General features: G+C 72.3%; 21 protein-coding genes. 8 read left to right on the forward strand and 13 right to left on the reverse strand.

The features are described 5' to 3' along the window. Positions 1-17 precede the first annotated feature (17 nt). Positions 18-980 carry a hypothetical protein gene (locus tag H577_RS16675; protein WP_051192058.1) on the forward strand — a complete coding sequence of 321 codons (963 nt, stop codon included), beginning with the start codon at positions 18-20 and terminating at the stop codon, positions 978-980. A gap of 328 nt (positions 981-1,308) precedes the next feature. Here the strand turns inward: H577_RS16675 and H577_RS0113985 are convergent, their stop codons facing one another. From H577_RS0113985 to H577_RS17480, 6 genes are all read right to left on the reverse strand, one after another. After that, positions 1,309-2,457 carry a mannitol-1-phosphate 5-dehydrogenase gene (locus H577_RS0113985; RefSeq protein WP_029146470.1) on the reverse strand — a complete coding sequence of 383 codons (1,149 nt, stop codon included), beginning with the start codon at positions 2,455-2,457 and terminating at the stop codon, positions 1,309-1,311. Further along, entirely contained in the window at positions 2,454-2,897 is a 444-nt protein-coding gene (locus H577_RS0113990) for a PTS mannitol transporter subunit IIA (protein ID WP_029146471.1), read from the reverse strand. Before H577_RS0113990 ends, H577_RS0113985 begins: the two co-directional genes overlap by 4 nt. Positions 2,898-3,066: 169 nt before the next feature. Continuing rightward, positions 3,067-4,626 (reverse strand): PTS mannitol transporter subunit IIBC, encoded by a 1,560-nt coding sequence (locus tag H577_RS0113995; protein WP_029146472.1) that lies wholly within the window; start codon positions 4,624-4,626, stop codon positions 3,067-3,069. 31 nt (positions 4,627-4,657) lie between these two features. Beyond that, positions 4,658-6,340, reverse strand: a complete 1,683-nt coding sequence (gene ptsP / locus H577_RS0114000) for a phosphoenolpyruvate--protein phosphotransferase (protein WP_029146473.1) — start codon at positions 6,338-6,340, stop codon at positions 4,658-4,660. Between the two features lie 4 nt (positions 6,341-6,344). After that, positions 6,345-6,620 (reverse strand): HPr family phosphocarrier protein, encoded by a 276-nt coding sequence (locus tag H577_RS0114005; protein WP_029146474.1) that lies wholly within the window; start codon positions 6,618-6,620, stop codon positions 6,345-6,347. Continuing rightward, positions 6,617-7,090, reverse strand: a complete 474-nt coding sequence (locus H577_RS17480; protein ID WP_084516275.1) for a PTS sugar transporter subunit IIB — start codon at positions 7,088-7,090, stop codon at positions 6,617-6,619. The genes H577_RS0114005 and H577_RS17480 overlap by 4 nt, the downstream gene beginning before the upstream one ends. A 135-nt stretch (positions 7,091-7,225) precedes the next feature. Here H577_RS17480 and H577_RS0114015 point away from each other — a divergent pair, with 135 nt between their 5' ends. Continuing rightward, on the forward strand, positions 7,226-9,133 hold the full coding sequence (locus tag H577_RS0114015) for a BglG family transcription antiterminator (RefSeq protein WP_029146475.1): 1,908 nt from the start codon (positions 7,226-7,228) through the stop codon (positions 9,131-9,133). 154 nt (positions 9,134-9,287) lie between these two features. Here H577_RS0114015 and H577_RS0114020 read toward each other — a convergent pair whose 3' ends face one another. From H577_RS0114020 to H577_RS0114030, 3 genes are all read right to left on the reverse strand, one after another. Further along, positions 9,288-9,872: a GNAT family N-acetyltransferase gene (locus H577_RS0114020; protein ID WP_029146476.1), complete on the reverse strand. Its 585-nt coding sequence runs from the start codon at positions 9,870-9,872 to the stop codon at positions 9,288-9,290. 186 nt (positions 9,873-10,058) lie between these two features. After that, entirely contained in the window at positions 10,059-11,717 is a 1,659-nt protein-coding gene (locus tag H577_RS0114025) for a phospho-sugar mutase (RefSeq protein ID WP_029146477.1), read from the reverse strand. Next, complete coding sequence (locus H577_RS0114030; RefSeq protein WP_029146478.1) at positions 11,717-12,547, reverse strand: purine-nucleoside phosphorylase; 831 nt, start codon at positions 12,545-12,547, stop codon at positions 11,717-11,719. Before H577_RS0114030 ends, H577_RS0114025 begins: the two co-directional genes overlap by 1 nt. Positions 12,548-12,770: 223 nt before the next feature. On the opposite strand from H577_RS0114030, the gene H577_RS0114035 reads away from it, so the two are divergent. After that, positions 12,771-13,076 (forward strand): nucleotidyltransferase family protein, encoded by a 306-nt coding sequence (locus H577_RS0114035; protein WP_029146479.1) that lies wholly within the window; start codon positions 12,771-12,773, stop codon positions 13,074-13,076. A gap of 146 nt (positions 13,077-13,222) precedes the next feature. After that, positions 13,223-14,671: an NAD(P)H-quinone dehydrogenase gene (locus H577_RS0114040; protein ID WP_425411324.1), complete on the forward strand. Its 1,449-nt coding sequence runs from the start codon at positions 13,223-13,225 to the stop codon at positions 14,669-14,671. A 280-nt stretch (positions 14,672-14,951) separates the two neighbouring features. Here the strand turns inward: H577_RS0114040 and H577_RS0114050 are convergent, their stop codons facing one another. The 3 genes from H577_RS0114050 to H577_RS0114060 form a co-directional block, all read right to left on the reverse strand. Continuing rightward, positions 14,952-15,905 carry a hypothetical protein gene (locus tag H577_RS0114050; protein ID WP_156876670.1) on the reverse strand — a complete coding sequence of 318 codons (954 nt, stop codon included), beginning with the start codon at positions 15,903-15,905 and terminating at the stop codon, positions 14,952-14,954. A 66-nt stretch (positions 15,906-15,971) separates the two neighbouring features. Then, positions 15,972-17,741: an acetyl/propionyl/methylcrotonyl-CoA carboxylase subunit alpha gene (locus tag H577_RS0114055; RefSeq protein ID WP_029146482.1), complete on the reverse strand. Its 1,770-nt coding sequence runs from the start codon at positions 17,739-17,741 to the stop codon at positions 15,972-15,974. 78 nt (positions 17,742-17,819) lie between these two features. Continuing rightward, on the reverse strand, positions 17,820-18,467 hold the full coding sequence (locus H577_RS0114060) for a Maf family protein (protein ID WP_029146483.1): 648 nt from the start codon (positions 18,465-18,467) through the stop codon (positions 17,820-17,822). Positions 18,468-18,645: 178 nt separating this feature from the next. On the opposite strand from H577_RS0114060, the gene H577_RS0114065 reads away from it, so the two are divergent. Genes H577_RS0114065 through H577_RS0114080 form a run of 4 tightly spaced genes read left to right on the forward strand, consistent with a single transcriptional unit; the run spans position 18,646 to position 22,963 of the window. Beyond that, the gene (locus H577_RS0114065; protein ID WP_029146484.1) at positions 18,646-19,986 is read left to right on the forward strand and encodes a class I SAM-dependent RNA methyltransferase; all 1,341 of its coding nucleotides are present in this window, start codon (positions 18,646-18,648) and stop codon (positions 19,984-19,986) included. Between the two features lie 10 nt (positions 19,987-19,996). Next, entirely contained in the window at positions 19,997-20,659 is a 663-nt protein-coding gene (locus H577_RS0114070) for a response regulator transcription factor (protein ID WP_029146488.1), read from the forward strand. Next, positions 20,643-21,896, forward strand: a complete 1,254-nt coding sequence (locus tag H577_RS0114075) for an ATP-binding protein (protein WP_029146485.1) — start codon at positions 20,643-20,645, stop codon at positions 21,894-21,896. Before H577_RS0114070 ends, H577_RS0114075 begins: the two co-directional genes overlap by 17 nt. Further along, complete coding sequence (locus tag H577_RS0114080) at positions 21,893-22,963, forward strand: hypothetical protein (protein ID WP_029146486.1); 1,071 nt, start codon at positions 21,893-21,895, stop codon at positions 22,961-22,963. Before H577_RS0114075 ends, H577_RS0114080 begins: the two co-directional genes overlap by 4 nt. A gap of 749 nt (positions 22,964-23,712) precedes the next feature. On the opposite strand, the gene H577_RS0114085 is transcribed toward H577_RS0114080, so the two are convergent. Beyond that, positions 23,713-24,010, reverse strand: a 298-nt coding sequence (locus H577_RS0114085; RefSeq protein WP_029146487.1) for an IS256 family transposase, incomplete at its 5' end; no start/stop codon positions are given.

Genomic DNA, 24,010 nt, shown 5'->3' on the forward strand with positions numbered 1-24,010 from the left:
TGCGGGACGCTGTCGGCATGGCCGTTCCACAGATTCTGCGCCGCGAACAGATCGGTCCCGTGCGCGCACGGCGAGGCAGCTTCCGCGCCGCAGCGGCGGGGCCGGTGCTCGTGCGGCTGCGGCCAGGTGCGTTCACGACCGCGGACGAGTGGGCGAACGCGACGCCCGAGGAGCGCGTCATCACGCGTGCGCGGGCGCTGCAGGCGGCGACGACGGGCGGCGAACCGATCTTCTCGCACGAGACCGCAGCAGCCCTGCACGGCCTGCCGCTGTATCGCGCCGACCGAGAGCGCGTGCATGTCATCGTGGCGGATGCCCGTCCCGGGTCGGCGCTCGGAACGGTGCGCCACCGTGGCGAGCTGCGGTCGGGGGATGTCGTGCGCGTGCGCGGGCTGTTGTGCACCTCACTGGAGAGGACCGTCGCCGATGTCGCCCGCACGGGCACGTTCGAGCAGGCCGTGGTCGTCGCCGATGCGGCGCTTCGGCGACAGAGCGTGCCGCGGAACGGTGTCTACCTCGTCGACCGGGCTGAGGAGTTCCGCGCGGGCGCACGCGAGATCGCGCACCGCTCCGCGCAGGGCGTCCGCCGTGCGGACCGGGTTCTCGCGTTCGCTGACGGTCGCGCGCAGCTTCCCGGAGAGAGCATCAGCCGCATCCGCCTGGTCGAACTCGGGTTCGGTCGCATCCGTCTTCAGGTCCGCGTCGACGGCCCTCACGGCGGTGTCTATTGGGTCGACTTCGCGCTTGACGACCCGGGTGTGGAGAGCCTCGGGGAGTTCGACGGGGCGATCAAGTACGTGGACGGCCGCCTCCTGGCCGGGCGCTCGGCGCTCGAGGCGTTCGATCAGGAGAAGCAGCGCGAGGACTGGATCCGCGGCCGCACGCAACGGCGCCTCGCGCGATGGGGGTGGCCGCACATCGACAGCGCGGACCTGCTCGGCCGGCGCCTCGCGGCCTTCGGCATCGTGCCGCCGGCGTGAGTGGAACCGACAGGGCGGATGCCACGACCAGCCGTTCCCGGAGAGCAGCGGTTTGGGGCGCATTTGTGCGTTTGGGGCGGATCTGTGCAGCCGTTCCCGCACAAATGCGCCCCAAACCCACCGAGAGCCCGCCAGGCCGCCCGCGGCCAAACCCACGGAGGGAGCCCGCCAGGTCCCCGCGGCCAAACCTACGAGAGCGAGCCCGCCCCAAACCCACCGTGAGCGAGTCCACCCCAAACCCGCGTGGGGGCGAGCCGGGCCGCCCCGCGGCCAAACCCGCGGGGTCAAGCCCGCCCCAAACCCGCCACGGGCGGGCCCGCCCCGGCCGCTACAGCCCGGCCTGCCGCGAGGCGACGGCGGCCCGCACGGCGGGGTAGAGGGGGTGGGATGCCTCCAGCCCGGTGACTTCGCGGGTGAACGTGTCGGCATCCAGTTCGCGCAGCATCCGCTGCAGGTCGACCGACTGCGCGTCTTCATCGTCGTCGAACGCGAGCGCCGCCCCGACCGCCTCGATCAGCGCCGACACCGGCAGATCGCGCTCGGCGGCTTCGGCCGCGGGCCCGATGAACCGTTCGTGCCGCGACAGCTTGCGCAGCGGCTGCCGCCCCACCCGCCACACCGTGTCGGGCAGCGCGGGGTTGCGGAACCGGTCGAGGATCGTCGCCCGATACGACGCGAGCTCATCGGGCGACAGGCCGTGCTTGGCGGCCAGCAGCGCCGAGGTCTCCTCCAGAGCGGCGGCGACCCGTGCGGCGATGCCGGGCTCGGCCAGTGCATCCGAGATCTTCTCGATCCCCGCCAGTGCGCCGAAGTACGCGGTCGCCGCGTGCCCGGTGTTCACCGTGAACAGCTTGCGCTCGATGTACGGCGCCAGGTCGTCGACGAAGTGCGCGCCCGGGATGTGCGGCGGGTTCTCCCCGAACGGCGGCCGCTCGATCGCCCATTCGAAGAACGGCTCCACGGTGACATCCACCCCGGCACCGGCCGGCTGTGCCGGGACGATCCGGTCGACGGCGGTGTTCGCGAACACGGCCCGTCCGGCAAGGGCCGGCCACTCGTCGCCCGCGGCACCGGCGATCTCGTCGCGCAGCGTGTCGGTCGCGCCGATCGCGTTCTCGCACGCCATCACCTGCAGCGGCCGCGCGTCGGCTGCCCGGCGCCGCAGCCCCTCGAGCACCAGCGGTGCCACGAACCGCAGGATCGTCGGCCCCACCGCGGTGGTCACCACGTCGGCGGTGGCGACCTCGTCGGCCACGGCATCGGGATCCTGCGCGCTGTTGAGCGCCCGGAACCCGGTGACGGTGACATCCCGGCCACCGGCGCCCACCTCGTGCACGGTGTACGAGTCGGCGGCCTGCAGCGCCTCGACGAGGCCGGCGGCGACATCCGAGAACACCAGCTCGTAGCCGCCCTCGTGCAGCAGCAGCCCGACGAATCCGCGCCCGATGTTGCCGGCGCCGAAGTGCACGGCCTTCATGACGGCTCGTTCACGCTCGACAGCATCCCGAACAGCTCCTCGGGCGTGCCGGCCTTCTTCAGCCGTGCGACCTCGTCCTCGTCCGAGAACAGGATCGCGATCTGCGACAGGATCTCGAGGTGCTCGTCGCCCTTGCCGGCGATGCCGATGACGAACGTGACCGGCTCACCGCCCCAGTCCACGCCGCCGTCGTAGCGCACCACCGACAGCGCCGAGTCGAGGATCGCGTCTTTGGTCTCGTTCGTGCCGTGCGGGATGGCCAGCTCGTTGCCCATGTACGTCGACACCGTCTGCTCGCGCTGCTGCATGGCGTCGTAGTACGCGCCGGTGACGGCCCCGGCGGCCTCGAGGATGTCGGCGGCCTCCTTCATCGCCTCCTCCTGCGTCGCGCCCGACGAGTGGATGCGCACCTGCCCGAGGGCGAGGACTTCGCGTGCCATGTCTGCTCTCCTGTCTGTCCGATTCCCTGTCGATGCGGGGGGCGATGGATGCCACAGCCGCCGCGTCCCCGTATGCTGCGGGCCCACGGCGACGGATGCCACGGCCGCCGCGTCCACGTCGGCCGCCCCCGCGGGGCCGGGATGGTGCCCGGCCCCGCGGTGACTGTCGCTACTGCCCATCCTGGTGCTGTGAGCGCACCAGGTCCACGACCTCGTCGTACTTCGGCGAGTTCATGAAGTTGTCCACCGACACGTGGATCGCGTCGGGCGCCTGCGAGCGGGCCCGGTCGGTGAGCTGGTTCTGCGTGATGACCAGGTCGGCCGAGCCGTCGAGGTTGGCGATGGCCTTGTTGACCACCGTGATCCCGTCGATGCCGGCCTTCTTGATCTTGTTGCGCAGCACGCTCGCGCCCATCGCCGACGAGCCCATTCCCGCGTCGCACGCGAACACGATGTTCTCGACGGTCTTGGTGGCCGCCGCAGTGCCGGGCTCGGATGCGGCGGCCTCGCCGCGCAGTCCCGACAGGGCGTCGGAGCTCTTGCCCTTGTTCGCCTCGGTCTGGCTGATGGCCGATTCGAATCGGTCGGTGCCGGCGGCCTCGGCGGCCAGGTCCTTCTTGCGCGAGGCGCGCAGGATGATCGCCGCGACCAGGAACGTGACGGCCGCCGACAGGATCACCGACAGGATCACGCCGAGATAGTCGGTCTGATACGTCTGTGCGACCACCGCGATGATGCTGCCTGGTGCCGCGGGCGCTCGCAGGCCGGTGTTGAACAGCACGTTCGTGGTGACGCCGGTCATGCCGCCGAGGATCAGGGCGATGATCAGGGTCGGTTTCATCAGCGCGAACGGGAAGTACACCTCGTGGATGCCGCCGATGAACTGGATGATCGCGGCGCCGGGCGCCGACGCGCGGGCGGCGCCGATGCCGAACACGGTGAACGCCAGCAGCAGCCCGACACCGGGGCCGGGGTTGGCCTCGAGCAGGAACAGGATCGACTTGTGTGCGGGCCCGGCCGCCTGCTCCAGGCCGAGCGGGGTGAGCACGCCGTGGTTGATGGCGTTGTTCAAGAAGAACACCTTCGCCGGTTCGATGAGGATGCTTGTCAGCGGCAGCAGGTGCGCCGAGACCAGCCAGTTCACCGCCGTGCTCAGCACGTTCATCAGGCCGTTGACCAGCCAGGCGATCGGGTAGAACCCGAGGATCGCCATGGCGAAGCCCCAGATGCCGGCCGAGAACATGTTGACGAGCATCTCGAAGCCCGCCTTGATCTTGCCCTCCCAGAGCTTGTCGAGCCACTTCATGGTGTAGGCCGCCAGCGGCGCCATGATCATCGCGCCGATGAACATGTGGATCTGGCCGAGCGGCGCGGCGCTGGGGTCGGTCTTGGCCAGCTCCTCGTTGAACTGCGCGATGAGGTAGTCGGATCCGGCGATCACACCGAAGGTGGCGATCGCGCCGACCACCGCGCCGCGCATGCCGTACACCATGTGACCGCCGGTGTAGGCGATCAGGATCGGCAGCAGGTAGTGGATCATCGGGCCGACGATGGTCGCCAGCGCCGGCACCGGGGTCCACCCCACGTCGATGAAGAACGCGGTGAAGATGCCCCAGGCGATCAGCGCCGGGATGTTCGGCATGATCATGCCGGAGAGGAACGTGCCGAAGCGCTGGATGTGCACGCGGGCACCGCGTGGCTGCGCTGCGGATACGGACGCCGTTGTCATGTCAGTGTCACTTTCTCTCGGGTGGCGACGGCTATGCCGCCGTGGTTCGGGATGCCGCGGCCCGGGCGGCCGCGCGTGCCGCGGCCGCGTCGGTGGCGGCCAGGGCGGCCTCGGCGGCGCGACGGGCGTCGTCGAGGGTGTGCTGTGCGAGCAGGGCGCGCACGTCGGCCAGGGCCGCGGGCGCCATCGACAGGGTGGTCGCACCCAGCCCGACGAGCACGAGGGCCAGCAGCGGGTCGGCGGCGGCCTCGCCGCAGATGCCCACCGGCGTGGACTGCGCCCGCCCGGCGGCACCGACCTCGCCGACCAGCCGCAGCACGGCGGGGTGCCACGGGTCCTGGTACGACGCGACCGAGCCGAGCACCCGGTCGGCGGCCATCGTGTACTGGGTGAGGTCGTTCGTGCCGATGGAGGCGAAGTCGGTCACCGCCAGCATCCGGTCGGCCAGCAGCGCCGCCGCGGGGATCTCGACCATCACCCCGGCGGTGCGGATGCCGTGCTCGTGGGCGAGGTCGGTGATGTACTGCGCCTCGTCGACCGTGGCGACCATCGGGGCCATCACCCACAGGTCGGCGCCCTGGCCGCGGCCGCGGGTCGCCTCATCCGCCTCGGCCAGGGCCGTCAGCTGGTCGCGCAGCACCTGCTCGTGGGCGCGCAGCGCGCGCAGCCCCCGCACCCCGAGCGCGGGGTTCTCTTCGTCGGCGTCGTTCAGGAACGCCAGCGGCTTGTCGGCGCCGGCATCCAGCAGTCGCACCACCACCTTCATGCCGCAAAACCCGGCCAGCAGCGTCTCGTATTCGGCGCGCTGCGCGGCCACGCTCGGGGCCTTCTCGGCGTTCAGGAACAGGAACTCGGTGCGGAACAGCCCGACCCCTTCGGCGCCCAGCGCCCGGGCCGCGTCGGCGTCGCCGGGTTTGCCGAGGTTGGCCAGCAGCGGCACCGCGGTGCCGTCGGCCAGCGCGCCGGGGGTGGGCGGGGCGGATGCCGCGGCCGCACGGTCGGCGGCACGCCGGGTCGCGTCGGCCAGCTGGTCGGCGCTCGGCTGCGTGATCACGGCGCCGGCGGCGGCATCCACGATCACCGTCTCACCGTCGACCAGGGCCGTCGCGCCGGCGGCACCGACCACGGCGACGATCGACTTCTCGCGGGCGAGGATCGCGGTGTGCGAGGTGGGTCCGCCGTCGGTGGTGACCAGGGCGAGCACGTTGTCGAGGTCGAGCAGTGCCGTGTCGGCGGGCGCGAGGTCGCGCGCGACGAGCACGAACGGATGCCCGGGGTCGGGCACACCGGGGGCGGGCACCCCGCGTAGTCGGGCGATGACCCGCCCGGCGACGTCGTCGAGGTCGGCGGCGCGCTCGCCGAGGTAGCCGCCCATGGCCTGCAGCGTCTCGCGGAACGAGCCGAACGCCTCGTGCACGGCGCGTTCGGCGGTCTTGCCGGTCGTGGTGCGGGCGTCGATCTCGTCGGCCAAGGACGGATCCTCGGCCATCATCGCCTGGGCCTCGAGCACCTCTTGGGCGAGCCCGCCGGCCTTCTCGCCGCGGGCCTCGAGCTCGCGGGCGACCGCCTCGAGGGCGGTGTGCGCGCGCTCGCGCTCCGCGTCGGGGCTCAGCGCGCTGGGCTCGTCGGCGGGCGCGGGCAGCGGGTCGGCCATGCGGGCGACGGGTCCGGCCGCCACGCCCAGTCCGATGCCGGTGCCGGTGAGGGTGGTCATGCGCTCACTCCGCGTCGTGGTCGGTCGCCAGCAGCTCGGTCAGGGTGTCGGCGACCGCCTCGGCGCCGTCGCCGTCCACGGTCAGGGTCACCTCGTCACCCTGTTCGATGCCGAGCGAGATCACACCGAGGATCGACGCCGCGTTCACGGGCTTGGCGTCGCCCTTGGCGAGCGTCACCGGGATGCCGGCATCCTTCGCCGCCTGCGCGAACAGCTTCGCGGGGCGGGCGTGCAGTCCGTGGGCGGAACCGATCCGTACCGTCCGGGTCACCTGCGTCATGTCCGTTCCTCTCGTCGTCCCGCCGGATGCGGGGTGGTCTCTGTCGTCTGCGGCGCCGCCGGGTGCGGGGGTGGCGGGTGTGGCGCCGTGGCCTCCGGTGCCGACGGGTGTGGTACCGTGGCGTGCGGCATGGGGGCGTGCACCGCCGGGTGCCGGGCGAGGTGGATGCCCTCGGCCGCGCCGTCGGCCAGGGCGAGGGCGCGGGCGCCGTCCCGGTCGGTGAAGATGTCGTCGGGCAGCACCGCGATCGCCACGCCGCGCGAACGCGCGTGTTCGCGCAGTTCGTCGGCGGCCGGTGCCAGGTGCGGGCCGAGCAGCAGCACGTCGGCGTCGTCGAGGCAGTCCGGCAGCGCCGAGGTCGGTGCGGCCCGCGCGGTGCCGTCCCGGCCGGCGGCGATCAGGGCGCCGCGCAGTCGCTGCGCGACGAACGTGCTCGACGCGCCGGCCGCGCACATCACGATGATCCTCATCGACCGTCCCTCCTGCCGCCCATTGTGGCCACGGGGTCGTCGCACCGACAACCACATCTTCTTCCGCAGGGGCGGAAGGACTTCGCAACGTGGTTGACTGGGGCCGCGGCATCCCGAAACCGCAGGGAGGGCGATGTGACCAGGGCACGGCAGGACCGGCTGCTCGGGCTGCTCGTGCGCGACGGGGACTGGGTCACCGCGGCCCGTCTCGCCGACCTGCTCGCGGTCACCCCGCGCAGCGTGCGCTCGTACGTCACGGCGCTGAACGCCCGGGTGCCCGGCGGTGCGGTGGTCGAGTCGGGGCCGCTCGGGTACCGCGCCGGGCAGGCCGCGGCGGCGGCGCTGCAGGTGGCGGCCGATGCCGCGACCCCCCGCCATCGGCTGCACACGCTGGTGCGGGCCCTGCTCGATGCCGACGACGGCGTCGACGTGCACGAGGTCGCCGATCGGCTGCACGTCTCGGACGCGACGGTCGAGGCCGACCTCGGCCGCGTGCGCACCCTACTGGCCGGCGCCGACCTGACCCTGGCCCGGTCGGGTCCGCGGGTGCGGTTGCACGGCGCCGAGAGTGCGCAGCGGCGGCTCCTGAGCCGCCTGGTGCACGAAGAGATGGATGCCGGTGCCTTCGACGCCCACACGCTGCGGCGTGCGCTCGGCGAAGACTCGCTGGGTGCGCACGCGCTCGGGCCGTTCGAGTCGGCGCTGCGGGCGGGGCTGTCCGAGCGCGGGTACTACATCAACGAGCTCGGCATCTCGGACGTGCTCATGCACATCGGCATCGCCGCCGACCGGGTCGCGCACGGCCGGGCACTCGAGGTGGCGGCGGGGTCGGCGGGCGAGTCGACCGACGACGTGGCCGAACTGGTCGGCACGCTGGTCGAGCAGCACTTCGGGGTGCGCCTGGGCGTCGGCGACCGTCAGCATCTGGCGATGTTGCTGTTGACGCGGGTGCTGACCCCCGGTCCGGCTGCGGCATCCGCCGCCGAGGTCGACCCCGAGGTGCTCGACGCGGTGCGCGACACGATCACCGCGGCCGCCGAGGAGTTCTTGGTCGACCTCGTGCACGAGGACTTCATCCGGCGGCTGGCCATGCACGTGCAGAACCTGCGACGGCGCGCGGCCGAGCAGGCGTGGTCGCGCAACCCGCTGGCGCGGTCGTTGAAGTCGACCTACCCGATGATCTTCGACGTCGCGGTGTCGATCGCCAGTTCGCTGGGCGAGCGGCTCGGGATGACGCTTCCCGACGACGAGATCGCGTACATCGCGATGCACGTGGGTGGACGGCTCGAGCGCAGCCGGCGCGCCGAACAGCTGCTGACGGCGACGATCGTGTGCCCGGGATATTACGAGATGCACGAGCTGCTGCGCTCGTCGGTGGACCGGTCGCTCGGCCAGGCGATCGAGGTGGTCGACCTGCAGACCCGGCTCGACCCGGACTGGGACGCGATCGGCACCGACCTCATCCTCTCCACGGTCGACGCGCCGCCGGCCGGCGAGCGGCTGGTGCGCATCCAGCCGTTCCTCACCGACGCCGACGTCGAACGGGTGCAGGCGGCGGCATCCCGCATCCGCCGGGCACGGCGGCTGGCGCGGCTGCGCCGTGAACTGGAGCGGTACTTCGACGCGGCCGCGTTCACCCCGCGGCTGCGCGGCTCGGTCGACGAGGTGATCCGGCGCCTCGGCGGGATGCTGGTGGCCCAGGGCGTCATCGACGACGACTACGTCGCGCGCACCATCGAGCGGGAACGGCTCTCGTCGACGGCGTTCACTGACGCGCTGGCCGTGCCGCATGCGATCGGGATGACGGCGACCCGCACCGTGATTGCGGTGGGGATCGCCGACCCGTCGATCGCGTGGGGTGACGCCCGGGTGCAGGTCGTGGCGATGGTGGCGTTCTCACAGGCCGACCGCGAGGCGTTCCAGACCGTGTTCGAGCAGCTGGTGGAGGTGTTCAGCGAGCACGACTCGGTCGCCCGCATCGTGCGCCGCGCCACCGATTTCTCGTCGTTCCTCGACGAACTCGTCGCCGTCATCGACGGCTGACGCCCGCGCGCGCCCGTTCGCTGCGCTCGGTTCTGCCTGGTTTTCGCCTACTCGGCTGGCCTCGCCCGGCCGTGCCAGGTTTCGCGACTGCTCGGCTGGCCGCGCCCGGCCGACCCCGCGGCCCGCGCCCTGGGACCAGTGCGGTTCGCGTGGGTCAGTCGCGCTCGAGGCGGGCCTGCAGTCCGCGACGCACGGCGGGCCACTCGTGCGGCAGGATCGAATACACGACGGTGTCGCGCAGGGTGCCGTCGGGCATGATCCGATCGTTGCGCAGCACGCCGTCGAGCTTGGCGCCGAGCCGTTCGATCGCCGCGCGCGACTGCCGGTTGTGCCAGTGCGTGCGCAGCTGCACGCAGATCGCCTCGCACGCGTCGAACGCGTGGCCGAGCAGCAGCAGCTTGGCCGCCGGGTTCACCTCGGTGCGCTGCGCCTCGATGCCGAGCCAGGTGTGTCCGATCTCGACGCGCCGGTTGGGCTGATCGATGTTGCAGAACGTGGTCATCCCGACGATCCGTCCGGTGGCCAGGCGCCGCACCGCGAACGGGTTCATGTGTCCTTCGGCGTGCCAGCGCAGCCGCCGCGCGATTTCGTCGGCGACGTCCGACGGGGCGGGCACCGAGGTGTACCAGGCTCCTTCCAGCCCGACCGCCGCCTCGGCGAGGTCGCCGGCGTGCGCCTCGGTCAGCGGCTCCAGCCGCACGAACGCGTTCTCGAGGGTGACCGGCTGCGCGAAATCCACCCTCAGAGCCTAAACCTCACCCGCCCGACCCGCGGGGGCGGGCAGGTCATGTGACGACCCGCCCGCCGTGACAATCAGGGCCGGGCCGCGATTCGCACCCCCGCCGCCCGCGACACCCGCGACCACCGCGCGCCGCGCCCGCCGCGACGACCGGTGAAGATCGCTGCGGCACACCCGCCCGGCGCGCTACTGCAGCCCGTCGAGCAGGGCCTGCACCCCGTCGCGCAGCGCGGCCAGGCGGGATGCCGCATCCTGCGCCGACTCGCCGCGCACATCGAGGTATGCCTTGAGCTTGGGCTCGGTGCCCGACGGACGCACGAGCACCCGTGCGTCGCCGGCGACCCGCAGCCGCAGCACGTCCGCGGGCGGGAGCCCGTCGCGGCCGTCGGCGAAGTCCTCCACCGCCGACACCTCCAGCTCGCCCACGCGCGTCGGCGGGTCGGCACGGAGCGCCGCCATGATCCGCCCGATCACCGACAGGTCGTCGACGCGCAGCGAGATCTGGTCGCTCGCGAACGCGCCGAACGTGTCGGCGAACTCGTCGAGCAGGTCGGCCAGGGTGCGCCCCTGCGCACGCGCCTCGCACGCCAGCTGCAGCATCGCGACCGCAGCCGAGATGCCGTCCTTGTCGCGCACCACGTCGGGATCGACCAGGTACCCGAGCGCCTCTTCGTACCCGTAGACGAGGTCCGGTGCCCGCGAGATCCACTTGAAGCCGGTCAGCGTCGCGGCGAACTCCAGTCCGTAGTGCCGGGCCACGGCCTCGAGGCCCGGCGACGACACGAGCGAGCAGGCGAGCGTGCCGTGGCCCGAGGCATCCCGCGCCGCCCGCCACCCCAGCAGCAGCCCCACCTCGTTGCCGGTCAGGCGTCGCCACCCGTCGGGGGTCGGGATGCCGACGGCCAGGCGGTCCGCGTCGGGGTCGTTCGCGATCACCAGCTCGGCGTCGGCGTCGCGGGCGGTCTGGAACGCCAGGTCCATGGCGCCGGGTTCTTCGGGGTTCGGGAACGCGACGGTGGGGAACGTGCCGTCGGGCTCGATCTGCGCCTGAACCGGGGTCGGCGCCGCATACCCGGCGGCCTCGAACACCCGGCGCGCGGTCTGCCAGCCCACCCCGTGCATCGCCGTGTACACCCACCGCAGACCGTCGGCGCCGTCGGGCGCGGGCGCGACGGCCGCGGTGGCGGCGATGTAGTCGTCGATGAGCGACTCGGGTGCGGTCTCGTACCCGGCCGAGCGGGGCAGTTCGCTGACCGGATGCCCGTCGGCGATGCGTTGGATGTGCGCGGCGATCTCGGCGTCGGCCGGCGAGACGATCTGCGATCCGTGATCGGGCCCGCCCAGGTACACCTTGTACCCGTTGTCATCGGGCGGGTTGTGGGATGCGGTGACCATCACGCCCGCGTCGGCGCCGAGGTGACGCACCGCGAACGCGAGCACCGGGGTGGGCAGCAGCCGCGGCAGCAGGATCGCGCGCAGCCCGGCGCCGGCGAACAGTTCGGCCGAGTCGCTCGCGAACACCTGCGAGTTGCGTCGGCCGTCGTAACCGATCACGACCGCCGGCGGGGCATCGGGTCCGGCCTTCTCGTTCAGGTAGGCGGCGAACCCGGCGGCGGCCTGGGCCACCAGCACGCGGTTCATCCGGTTCGACCCGGCGCCCAGGCGACCGCGCAGTCCGGCGGTGCCGAAGGCGAGCCGGCCGGCGAACCGATCGGCGAGATCGGCCGCGGCATCCGCGTCGCCGGCCTCGGCCTTCTCGATCAGCCCGCTCAGCTCGTCGCGGGTGGCGCCGTCGGGGTCCTGCGCGAGCCACGCGCGGGCCCGTGCGAGCAGGTTCTCGTCCATCACAGCGCCTCCACGACGTCGGCGAGCAGCCGCGAGATGACCGGTTCGGCGGCCTTCCCGGCCTCGAGCACCTCGTCGTGGCTGAGCGGGGTGGTCTGGATGCCGGCGGCGAGGTTCGTGATCAGCGAGAGGCCCAGCACGTCCATGCCGGCCTCGCGCGCGGCGATCGCCTCGAGCGCGGTCGACATGCCGACGATGTCGCCGCCGATGATGCCGGCCATGCGCACCTCGGCGGGGGTCTCGTAGTGCGGGCCGCGGAACTGGCAGTACACGCCCTCGTCGAGCGTGGGGTCGATCGTGCGGGCGATCTCGCGCAGGCGCGGCGTGTACAGGTCGGTGAGGTCGACGAACGTGGCGCCTTCGAGCGGGGAGGCCGCGGTGAGGTTGATGTGGTCGCGGATCAGCACGGGACGCCCGGGCGTGTACGACGGGTTGACGCCGCCGGCGCCGTTGGTGAGCACCATGATCGTCGCGCCCGCGGCGGCGGCGGTGCGCACCGAATGCACCACCCGGCGCACGCCGTGACCTTCGTAGAAGTGCGTGCGCGCACCGATGACGAGCACCCGCTTTCCGGTGGGGGTCAGGATGCTGCGCAGTGTGCCGACATGTCCTTCCAAGGCCGGGCGGCTGAAGCCGGTGACCTCGGTGGCGGGGATGGTCGCCACGGTCTGGCCGAGCAGCTCGGCGGCCTTGCCCCAGCCGCTGCCGAGGGTGAGGGCGATGTCGTGCCGGTCCACACCGGTCAGGCGTGCGAGGTCGGCGGCGGCGGTGCGGGCGATCTCGAACGGGTCGGCGCCGGGATCGTCGAGCGGGTTGTCGTCGTGACTCATGCCTTTACGGTAGCGCCGCGCCCTGCCGCGCGGCATCCCCGTCCTGATCCGGCCCCGGACGGATTCGTCGACGGGGCCGTCGCGATCTCGGTACGCCTTCGCGTCACGCTGGTCGTGTGCGGGAAGACGGGTCGGCGATCGGATTGAGGCGCGCCCGGATTCGTTCCAGAGCGGCTCGCGCGAGCGGCTCGCTGAGCTGCAGCCGATCTGAGACACTGGGTGCATGGAAACCGCCGTGTTGCTCGACACCGAGGCGATCCGGCGTGCCTGTGAGCGATACGGCGTGGAACGGCTCCGCGTCTTCGGCTCGGTGCTCACCGACCGATTCGATCCGGAGACGAGTGACGTCGATTTCCTCGTAACCTTCCGGCCAGGGCGGGAGAACGTGTTCCACGACTACTTCGATCTGAAGTTCGAGTTGGAGCGGGTCGTTGGCCGGGGAGTCGACCTCGTCGTGGAGCGCTCGGTGAGGAACCCCTTCTTCAAGGCAGCGGTTTTCGGCAGTGCACAGGATCTCTATGCTGCCTGAAGCAGGTGCGCACCTTTGGGATGCGGCCGAGGCGGCCAGACTCGTCCGGATGAAACGCGCGCAGTGATGCCGCGGCGCGGGCCCGGGCCACTGCGCGATCCGCGCGCGTTTCGGTGCGACGGGGGTGCCGGGAGAGAATGGATGCCATGTCGTTGAGCTTCGAGCGCACCCAGTCCGTCGCGGTCCTCGGCGGGGGGCCGGGCGGGTATGAGGCGGCGCTGGCCGCCGCCCAGCTGGGGGCGGCGGTCACCCTCGTCGAACGGGCCGGCGTCGGCGGGTCGGCCGTGATCACCGACGTGGTGCCGTCCAAGAGCCTCATCGCCACCGCCGACGCCGCCGTCGCAATCGCGCAGGCATCCGATCTGGGGGTGCAGCTGTTCGCCAAGACCGCAGCGGGCAAGCCGCTCAAGCCCGAGATCGCGATCAACCTCGCGGCCGTGAACCATCGGCTGTTGTCGCTGGCCCGACAGCAGTCCGACGACATGCGCACGGCACTGCTCGAGGCGGGTGTGCGCATCATCTCGGGCCACGGCCGGCTCGAGGGCCCGGGCGCCATCGTCGTGTCGACCGCACCGGGCGGCACCGACTTCGACCGCGTCGAAGCCGACACCCTCGTCGTCTCGGTGGGGGCCGCCCCGCGGGAGCTGCCCAGCGCCCGACCCGACGGCGACCGCATCCTCACGTGGACCCAGCTGTACGACATGAAGGCGCTGCCCGAGCACCTCATCGTGGTCGGGTCGGGCGTGACCGGCGCCGAGTTCGCCGGCGCCTACATGAACCTCGGCTCCGAGGTGTCGCTGGTCTCCAGCCGTGACCAGGTGCTGCCCGGTGAAGACAAGGATGCCGCCGCGGTGCTCGAGAAGGTGTTCACCCGCGGCGGCATGCACGTGCTCGCCAAATCACGGGCCGAGAAGGTCGTCAACACCGGCGACGGCGTCGAGGTGACCCTCACCGACGGGCGGGTGATCGCCGGCAGCCACTGCCTGATGGCGGTGGGGTCCATCCCCAACACGCAGGGCATCGGCCTCGAGGAGGCCGGCGTGCAGATGACCGAGTCCGGCCACATCCAGGTGAACCGGGTGGCTCGTACCTCGGTGCCCAACATCTATGCGGCGGGGGACTGCACGACGTTCGTGCCACTGGCATCCGTCGCCTCGATGCAGGGGCGCACGGCGGTGTTCCACGCGCTCGGTGACGTGGTGATCCCGCTCGAGCGCCGCCGCATCGCGTCGAACATCTTCACCGCCCCCGAGATCGCCACCGTCGGCTGGCAGGAGGCCGACATCGACGCGGGGCGTATCGACGGGGTCGCGTACAAGCTGCCGCTGTCGGCGAATGCGCGCGCGAAGATGATGGGCATCAAAGACGGCTTCGTCAAGATCATCGCCCAGCAGGGCAGCGGCACGGTGATCGGCGGGGTCATCGTGGGCCCGCGTGCGTCGGAGTTGATCTATCCCGTCGCGATCGCCGTCGAACGGCGCCTGTCGGTCGACCAGCTCTCGCGCGTGTTCGCCGTGTACCCGTCGCTGTCGGGCATGATCACCGACGTCGCCAACGCGATGCACGTCATCGACCTGCCCGGCGCTGAGTCCTGATCCGCGCCGGCCGCGCGGCCAGAATCACGGGTGTGCGCCGGTGCCGTGACCGGATGCCTCGGGCCCGGACCGTCTGCGGCGGCACCTGCCGATGCCCGGGCTCGGGGTGGCACTGCAGATGCTCGGGCTCGGGTGGCGCTGCCGCTTCCCGGGCTCGGGCTGGCGCTGCCGCTTCCCGGGCTCGGGCTGGCGCTGCCGCTGATGGCGGTGATCACGGCGTGATGGTGCCCGGGGTCGGGTGGCGCTGCCCCTGATCGCGGCGGTCAGGCGATCCCGGCGATCACGGCGTGACGGTGCCGGGGTCCACGCGCACCAGGAACGCACCCGGCGCACCCTGACTGTCGAGGGTGATCTGGATGCCACGGGTCTGGGTCGTCAGTTCGAGGGTCGCGCTCACCGGGCACTCGATTCCGGTGGTCTCCACCGGTTCGATCGGGGAGGGCCCGCCGCCCTCGTCGGTGATGGCGGCCAGGGTGACCAGGAGCGTGCTCGCGCCTTGGCACTCCACCTGGACGATGTGGTGGCCGGGCTCCAGTGAGACGTCGTCCGACTGCGCGACGGTGATCTGCCCGGGAGGGCCGAACGAGCCGCCGAACTGCATCATCGCGCCCTGCCCGTCACGCAGCTGCGCGTCGTAATACCCCTGCCACGGGTCGGGCCCCGCGGCATCCGCGTCCCCGTCGTCGCCGTCGGTGGACCCGGCGTCGCCGTCGGCTTCGGGATCGTCGTCGGTGCCGGATGCGCCATCGTCGCCGATGACCTCGACGAACAGGTAGGTGGTCTCTCCGGTGGCATCCACCCGCACCGCGTCGGTGGGCGCATCGCCCACGCTGACCGTGTGCGGCGCGAGGTCGCATCGCACCGACACCTGCTGCGAGCGGGCCTCGGGGCCGTGCGTCTCGTAGACGAAGAGGATCGTGCCGCCGCCGTAACAGGCCACGCGCAGCCCGTCCACCCGGGTGATGCGGGGAAGGTTCATGGTGACGCCGGCTGCCGGGTCGTCGCCGTGTGCGGAGGCGGGGACGACCAGCAGCGAGGCGGTTGCGATCACGCCCGGCACATCGCGCCCGCCCTGCTGCTGCACCCACCGCAACGCGTCGGCGATGTCGACGGGCGGGGCGGCTGTGCATCCGGATGCCACAAGCCCGGCCGCGGTGACGATCAGGCCCGCGAGGACTGCGCGCGCGGCGCGCGCAGCTCGGCCACGACGGGCGGGGGCGGGGCGACACTGCACGGGCCCACCCTATCGGGATCGGTGCCCGGAGCCGAGAGCCCGGCAGGGACCGAGCCGCGCCCCGCGCTACGAGATGGTGAGCAGCTGGTGCCCGGCCGAGACCGTCGACCCGGGGGCCGCATTGATCGCGCCGATCACGCCGTCCTTGTGCGCCTGGATCGGCTGCTCCATCTTCATGGCCTCGAGCACGACGACCAGATCGCCCTTGACGACCTGCTGGCCGTCCTCGACCGCGACCTTGACGACGGTGGCCTGCATCGGCGATTTCACGGCGTCGCCCGAGGCGCCCGCCGACGCCGTGGTGGTGTGCGAGCGCCGCGACGGGGGAGCGACCGCCGGGCGCCGTCCGGCCGCGATCGGGGCGGCGGCGATGCGGTCGGGCAGGCTCACCTCGAGCCGCTTGCCCGACACCTCGACGACCACGGTGTGGCGCGTCTCGACGGGCTCGGGCTCGGCGATCTCGCCGTCCCACGGCGGGATGTCGTTCACGAACTCGGTCTCGATCCACCGCGTGTACACGCCGAACACGCCGTCCTCGGCGGTGAACGCCGGGTCGCGCACCACCTTGCGATGGAACGGCAGCACGGTCGGCAGGCCGCCGACCTCGAACTCGTCGAGCGCGCGCCGCGCCCGCTCCAGCGCCTCGGCGCGGTCACGGCCGCTGACGATGATCTTCGCCAGCAGCGAGTCGAACGAACCGCCCACCTCATCGCCGGCGGTCACGCCCGAGTCGAGCCGGATGCCGGGACCGCCGAACGTCTTGAACACCTTGATCGGGCCCGGCTGCGGCAGGAAGTTGCGACCGGGGTCTTCGCCGTTGATGCGGAACTCGATGGAGTGCCCGACCGGCTCCGGGTCGTCGTAGTCGAGCGTGCCGCCCTCGGCGATGCGGAACTGCTCGCGCACCAGGTCGATGCCGGTCACCTCTTCAGAAACGGGATGCTCGACCTGCAGGCGCGTGTTCACCTCGAGGAACGAGACGGTGCCGTCGGCACCGATCAAGAACTCGCAGGTGCCGGCTCCCACGTAACCCACCTCGCGCAGGATCGCCTTCGAGGACGAGTACAGCACCTCGCGCTGCGCGTCGGTCAGAAACGGCGCCGGCGCCTCTTCGACGAGCTTCTGGTTGCGCCGCTGCAGCGAGCAGTCGCGGGTGGAGACCACGACGACCGTGCCCGCGGCATCCGCCAGACACTGGGTTTCGACGTGTCGGGGCTTGTCGAGGTATTTCTCGACGAAGCATTCGCCGCGACCGAACGCGGTGACCGCCTCGCGGACGGCCGATTCGAACAGCTCGGGCACCTCGTCGAGTTCGCGCGCGACCTTGAGTCCGCGGCCGCCGCCGCCGTACGCGGCCTTGATCGCGATCGGCAGCCCGTGTTCGCGGGCGAACGCGACGACCTCGTCGGCGCCCGAGACGGTGCCCTGGGTGCCGGGGGCGAGCGGGGCGCCGACCTTCTCGGCGACGTGGCGCGCGGTGACCTTGTCGCCGAGGGCTTCGATCGCCTCGGGCGACGGGCCGATCCAGACAAGGCCCGCGGCGATGACGGCGCGGGCGAAGTCGGCGTTCTCGGCGAGGAAGCCGTACCCCGGGTGCACCGCGTCGGCGCCGGAGCGCCGCGCGATGGACAGGATCTTGTCGATCGACAGGTACGTCTCGGCGCTCGTCGTGCCGTCGAGGGCATACGCCTCGTCGGCCAGTTTGACGTGCAGCGCGTCGCGGTCCTGGTCGGCGTAGATCGCGACAGAGGCCTTGCCGCTGTCGCGCGCTGCGCGGATGACACGTACGGCGATCTCGCCGCGGTTCGCGATGAGCACCTTGGCGATTTCGGGCATGGAGATCAGCCTACCCAGCGGTTTTCGACGGCTTTTGAGTGCACCACACAAGAAACGCGTGGAATGATGTGCAGGTATCTACGAGGACGTCCACGTATCCGGCCATGCCACGCCCAGCCGGCGCACCAGCCGTCGCAGCGTGGACAGTGACATCCCGACCACCGTCGACGGGTCGCCGACGACCTGTTCGATGAACGGCCCGCCCAGGCTGTCGATGGTGAACGCGCCGGCCACATGCAGCGGTTCGCCGGTGGCCACGTAGGCGTCGATCTCGTCGTCGGTGACGTCGGCGGCGAAGGTGACGGATGCCTCGGCCACCGCATGCTCTTCGGCCGGAGCGGACCCGGGGCGCAGCCGGATGACGCTGTGTCCGGAGTGCAGCACGCCGGTGCGTCCCCGCATGTCGTGCCAGCGCGCGGTGGCCGCCTCGGGGGTGTACGGCTTGCCGAGGATCTCGCCGTCGAGCACGAACATCGAGTCGCCACCGATGACGATGCCGTCGAAGTCGGGTTCGGCCGCGGCCAGGCGCGACGCCACGTCCGCCGCCTTGCGGCGGGCCAGCAGCAGCACGTACTCGGCCGGCTGCAGCGTGCGGTCTTCGGCGGATTCGACGGCGGCGATGATCGCCTCTTCGTCGACGTCGGGGGCGAGTGTGACCGGTTCGATGCCGGCCTGGCGCAGCAGCATGAGGCGGGCGGGGGAGGTGGAGGCCAGGCACACGCGCATGGCTCCACGCTAGCCCGACCCGCGTGCAGAACTCCTCCACACCGGCGCCCGACGGCGCTGGCCCGAGCCGCGTGCAGAACTCCTCCACGTCGGCACCCGACGGCGCCTCAGGGCCCGCACCGGGCCGGCCGGCGCCGATTCTGGAGGAGTTGTGCACGGGGTGTGACACGATCGAGGGATGCAGCCCGGCGAGATCATCGACCTCGACATCACCTCGGTCGCCCACGGCGGCGTCTTCGTGGGCCGGTATGAGGGGCGGGTCGTGTTCGTGCCCGACACCCTGCCGGGCGAACGGGTGCGGGTGCGGCTGACCCAGACCGGCGACAAGTCGTTCTGGCGCGGCGAGACCGTCGAGGTGCTGGATGCCTCGCCCCACCGCCGTGCGCACGTCTGGCGGGCCGCCGACATCGACACTCCGCCCGAGCGGCGGCCGGGCGGCGCCGATTTCGGGCACATCGACCTCGACCACCAGCGCACCCTCAAGCTCGAGGTGCTGCACGACGCGCTCACCCGCATCGGCGGGCTCGACCTGCCCACCCGCATGCTCACCGTGCCCGGCGACGACGGCCTGCACTGGCGCACCCGGGTGAGCCTGCACGTCGACGACGAGGGACGCATCGGCCCGTACGCCGCCCGCAGCCACACCGTCATCCCGGTCGACGACCTGCCCCTGGCGGTGCCCGCGATCGAACGGGTCGCCGCCACCGTGCACGCCGGCGCGCCCGGCCGGCTCGACCTGGTGCGGCCCGCCGACGGGCGGGTGCGCATCGTGCCCCGCCCGGCCCGGCCGCGCCCCGATCGGGCACGCCCGTCGTCACGCGGCCGCCGGGGCCGGCCCACCGAGGCCGAGCGCCGCGCCACCCAGGCGGCCCGGTCGCGTGCCGCACACGCCGCCGAGGCCGCCGCCGAGGTGGTCGTCGAACGTGTCGGCGACCGTGGGTTCCGGGTGGATGCCGGTGGGTTCTGGCAGGTGCACCGGGCCGCGGCGGCGACGCTGAGCGAGCTGGTGGTGGCATCCCTGCCCGGCGACCCCGACCCCGACGGGCTGCACCTCGACCTGTACGGCGGTGTCGGTCTGTTCGCCGCCGCTCTGGGGGAGCGGATCGGCCCCGGCGCCCGGGTGATCAGCGTGGAATCGGACGCCCGGGCCACCGATCACGCCGGCGAGAACCTCGCCGAGTGGGTCGGCGCCCGCGCCGAGACCGCACGCGTGGACCGGTGGCTGCCGCAGCTGCGCGAGACCGCGTCGCCGCGAGAACGCGAGCGGCTGCGCAGCGGCACCGTCGTGCTCGACCCGCCCCGCTCCGGAGCCGGCGCCGCGGTGGTGCACGAGATCGCCGCGCTGGGCGTGGCATCCGTTGTCTACGTCGCGTGCGACCCGGTGGCCCTGGCCCGCGACCTGAAGACGTTCCGTGAGGCCGGCTACGAGGCGGCTGAGGTGACGGCCGTCGACCTGTTCCCCCAATCGCACCACGTCGAGGCCGTGGCGGCACTGACCCGCGTGTCTGCGTCGCGCTAGCCTGAGTGCCATGACCGGAGTGGCACTGATCGACGACCACGAGTCCGTGCGGCTGGGCCTGGAGGCGGCGTGCGCCCGCACCGAGGGCCTCGACGTCGTGTTCTCGGGCAGCTCGGTGACCGCCTACCTCGACTGGCGGGCGCTCAGCAATGCCCGCCCCGCCGAGGTCGTCGTGCTGGATCTGACCCTCGGTGACGGCACCACGGTCACCGAGAACGTGCGTCGGCTGGTGCAGGACGGGTCCAGCGTGATCATCCACAGCGTCGCCGACCGGCCCGCGGCCGTGCGCGAGGCGCTCGCCGCCGGGGCCGCGGGCATCGTCAGCAAGTCATCGCCCATCGACGACGTCATCGCCGCCGTGCAGGCCGTCTCGCACGGCGAACCGCTCAACAACGTCGAATGGGCCAGTGCCGTCGACGGCGACCAGGCGTTCGCCGACGCGCAGTTGTCGGCCCGCGAGCGCGAGGTGCTGCGCCTGTACGCCACCGGGCTGCCGCTGAAGGTCGTCGCCGAGCGGCTGGGCATCGCCTATTCGACGGCGAAGGAGAACATCAACCGGGTGCGGGTGAAGTACGTCGACGTCGGCCGGCCGGCACCCACCAAGGTGGACCTGCTGCGTCGTGCCGTCGAGGACGGCATTCTCACCCCGATCGAGGATGCCGGTGACGCCTGACGCCGGGCAAGAGGCGCTCGCCGCGGCCTGGGGCCGGCTGCCCCAGTCGCACGAGGGCGTCGCCCGCCTGGGCGCGTTCACGCGCACCCGGGTCGAGCGCATCATCGGCCTGGTGATCGCGGTGGGATGCCTCGCCCTGGGCGGGCAGGGATTCGTCGCGGCGCTGAACAGCCGGGCGACGGGCCCGGCCTGGCACCCGGCCCTGATGGTGCTCGTGTTCGTGCCGCTGGCGCTCATGCTGATCGCCGGCTTCGTGGGGCGGGGTCAGCGCGTGCTCGCCGGCGTGTTCGTGGTCGCCTACACCGCGGCGCTCGTGCTGTGGCCGCTGGCCGCGGCCGGTGTGCCGGCGTCGACCGGCGGTGAGCCGTGGGTCTTCTTTCTCATCAACGTCGGCACAGCGGCATCCGTCGTCGCCTTTCCGCTGCGCTGGCAGATGATCACCACCGCGGTGATCCCGGTGCTGTGGGGGGTGGTGCGGCTCGTGCAGGGCGCGTTCGCGCCCGCGCTGGCCGTGCCGGTCGTGGTGGACGTCTCGTTCGCGCTGATCCTCGGGGGCATCATCGTCACCCTGGGCTGGGTGTTCCGCACGGTCGCCTCGAATGTGGATGCCGCGCGCGCGGACGCCGTCTCGTCGTACGCGGCTGCGGCGGCCGCCGACGCGACCGAGAAGGAGCGGGTCGCCGTCGGGGCGCTCATGCACGACAGCGTGCTGGCCGCGCTCATCGCGGTGGAGCGGGCGCGCAGCGACCGCGAACGCACCCTCGCGGTGGGTATGGCGCGCGAGGCGCTGACCCGCCTGGCGAACGCCGAGCGCGACGCCGGCATGGGGTCGGAGGCGCCGGTCGAGGTGGACACGATCGCGCGCGAGGTCGAGGCATCCGCCGCCGAACTCGGGCACCGGCTGCACGTCGAGTGCACGCACACGGCCGGAATGCGCATCCCCGGCGTGGTCGCCCGGGCGCTGGCGCTGGCGGCGGCGCAGGCGATAGCGAACGCGATCCAGCACGCGGGCGGCGTCGGGCTGCGCGTGGATGTGGACTGCGCGAGCGACCCGATGCGGGTGGCGGTGCGGGTGCGTGACACCGGGCCCGGGTTCGATCCGGCGGCGGTGCCGGCCGACCGGCTGGGCATCAGCGCGTCGATCGTCGCGCGGGTGGCGGCCGTCGGCGGGCGGGCGCGCATCGACTCGGATGCCGGGGGCACCCAGGTCACCCTGGAATGGGCGGAGGGGGCATGAGGGGCAGCGTCCGTGGCATCCTGACCGCCCTCGGGTCGGCGTTCGCTATCTACCTGACGGTGCGGGGACTGGTGTGGGTGGGTGGCACGGTCGATCACCCGGTGGCGATGGTGCTGGTCGCCGGCCTCTACCTGGCTGCGGCGGGGTTGTGTCTGTGGGTGGACGGCACGCCGCTGCCCGCGGGTTCTGACGATGACGATGCGGTGATGACCGCGGGTGAGGGCGGGCCGACCCGGCTGCCGCTGTGGGTGTGCGTGGCCTCGCTCGCGGTGGCTGCGCTCATGCCCACCGCCGTGGTGCTGTCGGTGGGGCTGGATGCGCGCACGACCGGGTTCGGCACCTGGTACGTGGGGGCGATCGGACTGCTGATGACCGTGGTGATGGTGCGGCGCCGGCCGTGGGTGGCCTGGAGCGGCATCGTGCTGTTGGCGATCTCGACGATGGCGTGGATCGGCGTGCTGCCCGCGTTGACGTTCGGGCTGGTCGGGTCGGTGATGTGGGTGCTGGCCGCGCAGCTGCTGCTGTTGTCGATGGATCGGGCGGCGCGCGACACGGCACGGCTGGCGCAGTTGCAGCGGGCCGCGTCGGCGTGGCGGGCCGCGCAGCTCGGTCGGCAGCGTGAGCGGCGCATCCAGGTGCAGCGGGCCCTGGCGGTGGCGGGGCCGATCCTGTCGCGGGCGATCGAGCAGGGCGGCGAGCTCGACGACGACGAGCGGCTCGAGGCGCGCATCGCCGAGGGCCATCTGCGCGATGAGCTGCGCGGGGCGCGGCTGCTCGATGACGGCGTGCGGGCGGAGTTGGATGCCGCGCGCCGGCGCGGCGCGACGGTGACGGTGCTCGACGAGGGTGGGCTGGACGGCCTCGACGAGGCGGCGCTCGAGCAGATTCGGGCGGACCTGGCGGCGGCGCTGCGCGAGGCGCAGTCGGACCGGTTGTTCATCCGAGCCTCGACCCATCCGCGCATCGCCGCGACCGTGGTGGGGCGGTCGGCCTCGAACGGCGCGCTCAGCGACGAAGACAGCGTCGACCTGTGGCGCGAGATCCCGCGGCCTGGCCCGGTCGCGTGACGCCGCGGGCGCTGGTGCGCCCGTGGGTCTACGCGGGTGCTGGTGCGCCCGTGGGTCTACGCGGGTGCTGGTGCGCCCGTGGGTCTACGCGGGTGCTGGTGCGTGGTGGGTCTACGCGGGTGGAGTGAGGCCGGTGCCGGCGGGCGAGGCGACCGTGGACGACTGGCGGTGCGGGTGAGGCGAGGAGTGCCGGCGAGGCGAGCGGCGCGGGCGAGAAGAAAGGCGAGGGGCGGCGAAGCCGCCCGCCCCTCGCCTTGTGTGGACGGTTACCCGAAAACCGTCCACGAGGGCCGAACCTGAGCCCGTCTACCCTGGACGGACCGGCCAGCCGAACGCAGAAGCGTTCCAGCACATCCAGTATCGGATGCGTCAAGCGTCATGTCTGTAGGTATTTTGGGGGACATTTACGCGCGTAACCCGCCTGGCCCCGCGCATCCCGCCCCGACGCGCTGCTGCTGCCGGGCACGACCGCTCGCCGCACCCCGCGGCATCCATCGCCCCACGAGGTTCGGAGGATCGCGCCGGGTTCGGAGGATTCCCGCGCAATCGTCCGAAGATCGCGAGACCCTCCGAAGTCTGGGCACGGTACGCGGCGGGCATCGCGGCCGGGTCGTGCGTGGCCGGGTTGGCTGCGACATCCCGACCCGGGCACCCGCCGTTGCCTGGCAGCGCCCGGGCGCCACGCCCCGCGGCATCCATCGGTCAAGTCCCGTGGGGTGGTGTCATTTTGGTTGCTTCCTGGGGGGGGGTCAGGCGGTGAGGTAGAGCTCGGGGCGTGTGGGTTCGGCGTGGTCGTGGAGGGTGTGGACGAGTTTGCGTATCGAGGTGTCGGAGAAGTAGCGGCGTTCCCCGTAGGACCATTCCTCGTGCTGCTCTTGCAGGACGGCGCCGATCAGGCGGGTCACGGAGTCTCGGTCGGGGAAGATCTGGACGACGTCGGCGCGGCGCTTGATCTCCCGGTTGAGGCGCTCGATCGGGTTGTTCGACCACACCTTCTGCCAGTGCTCGCGCGGTAGCGGTGCGAACGCGGTCAGGTCGGGTTCGGCG

It is taken from the genome of Microbacterium luticocti DSM 19459, from assembly GCF_000422405.1.
In the GTDB taxonomy this organism is placed as follows: domain Bacteria; phylum Actinomycetota; class Actinomycetes; order Actinomycetales; family Microbacteriaceae; genus Microbacterium; species Microbacterium luticocti.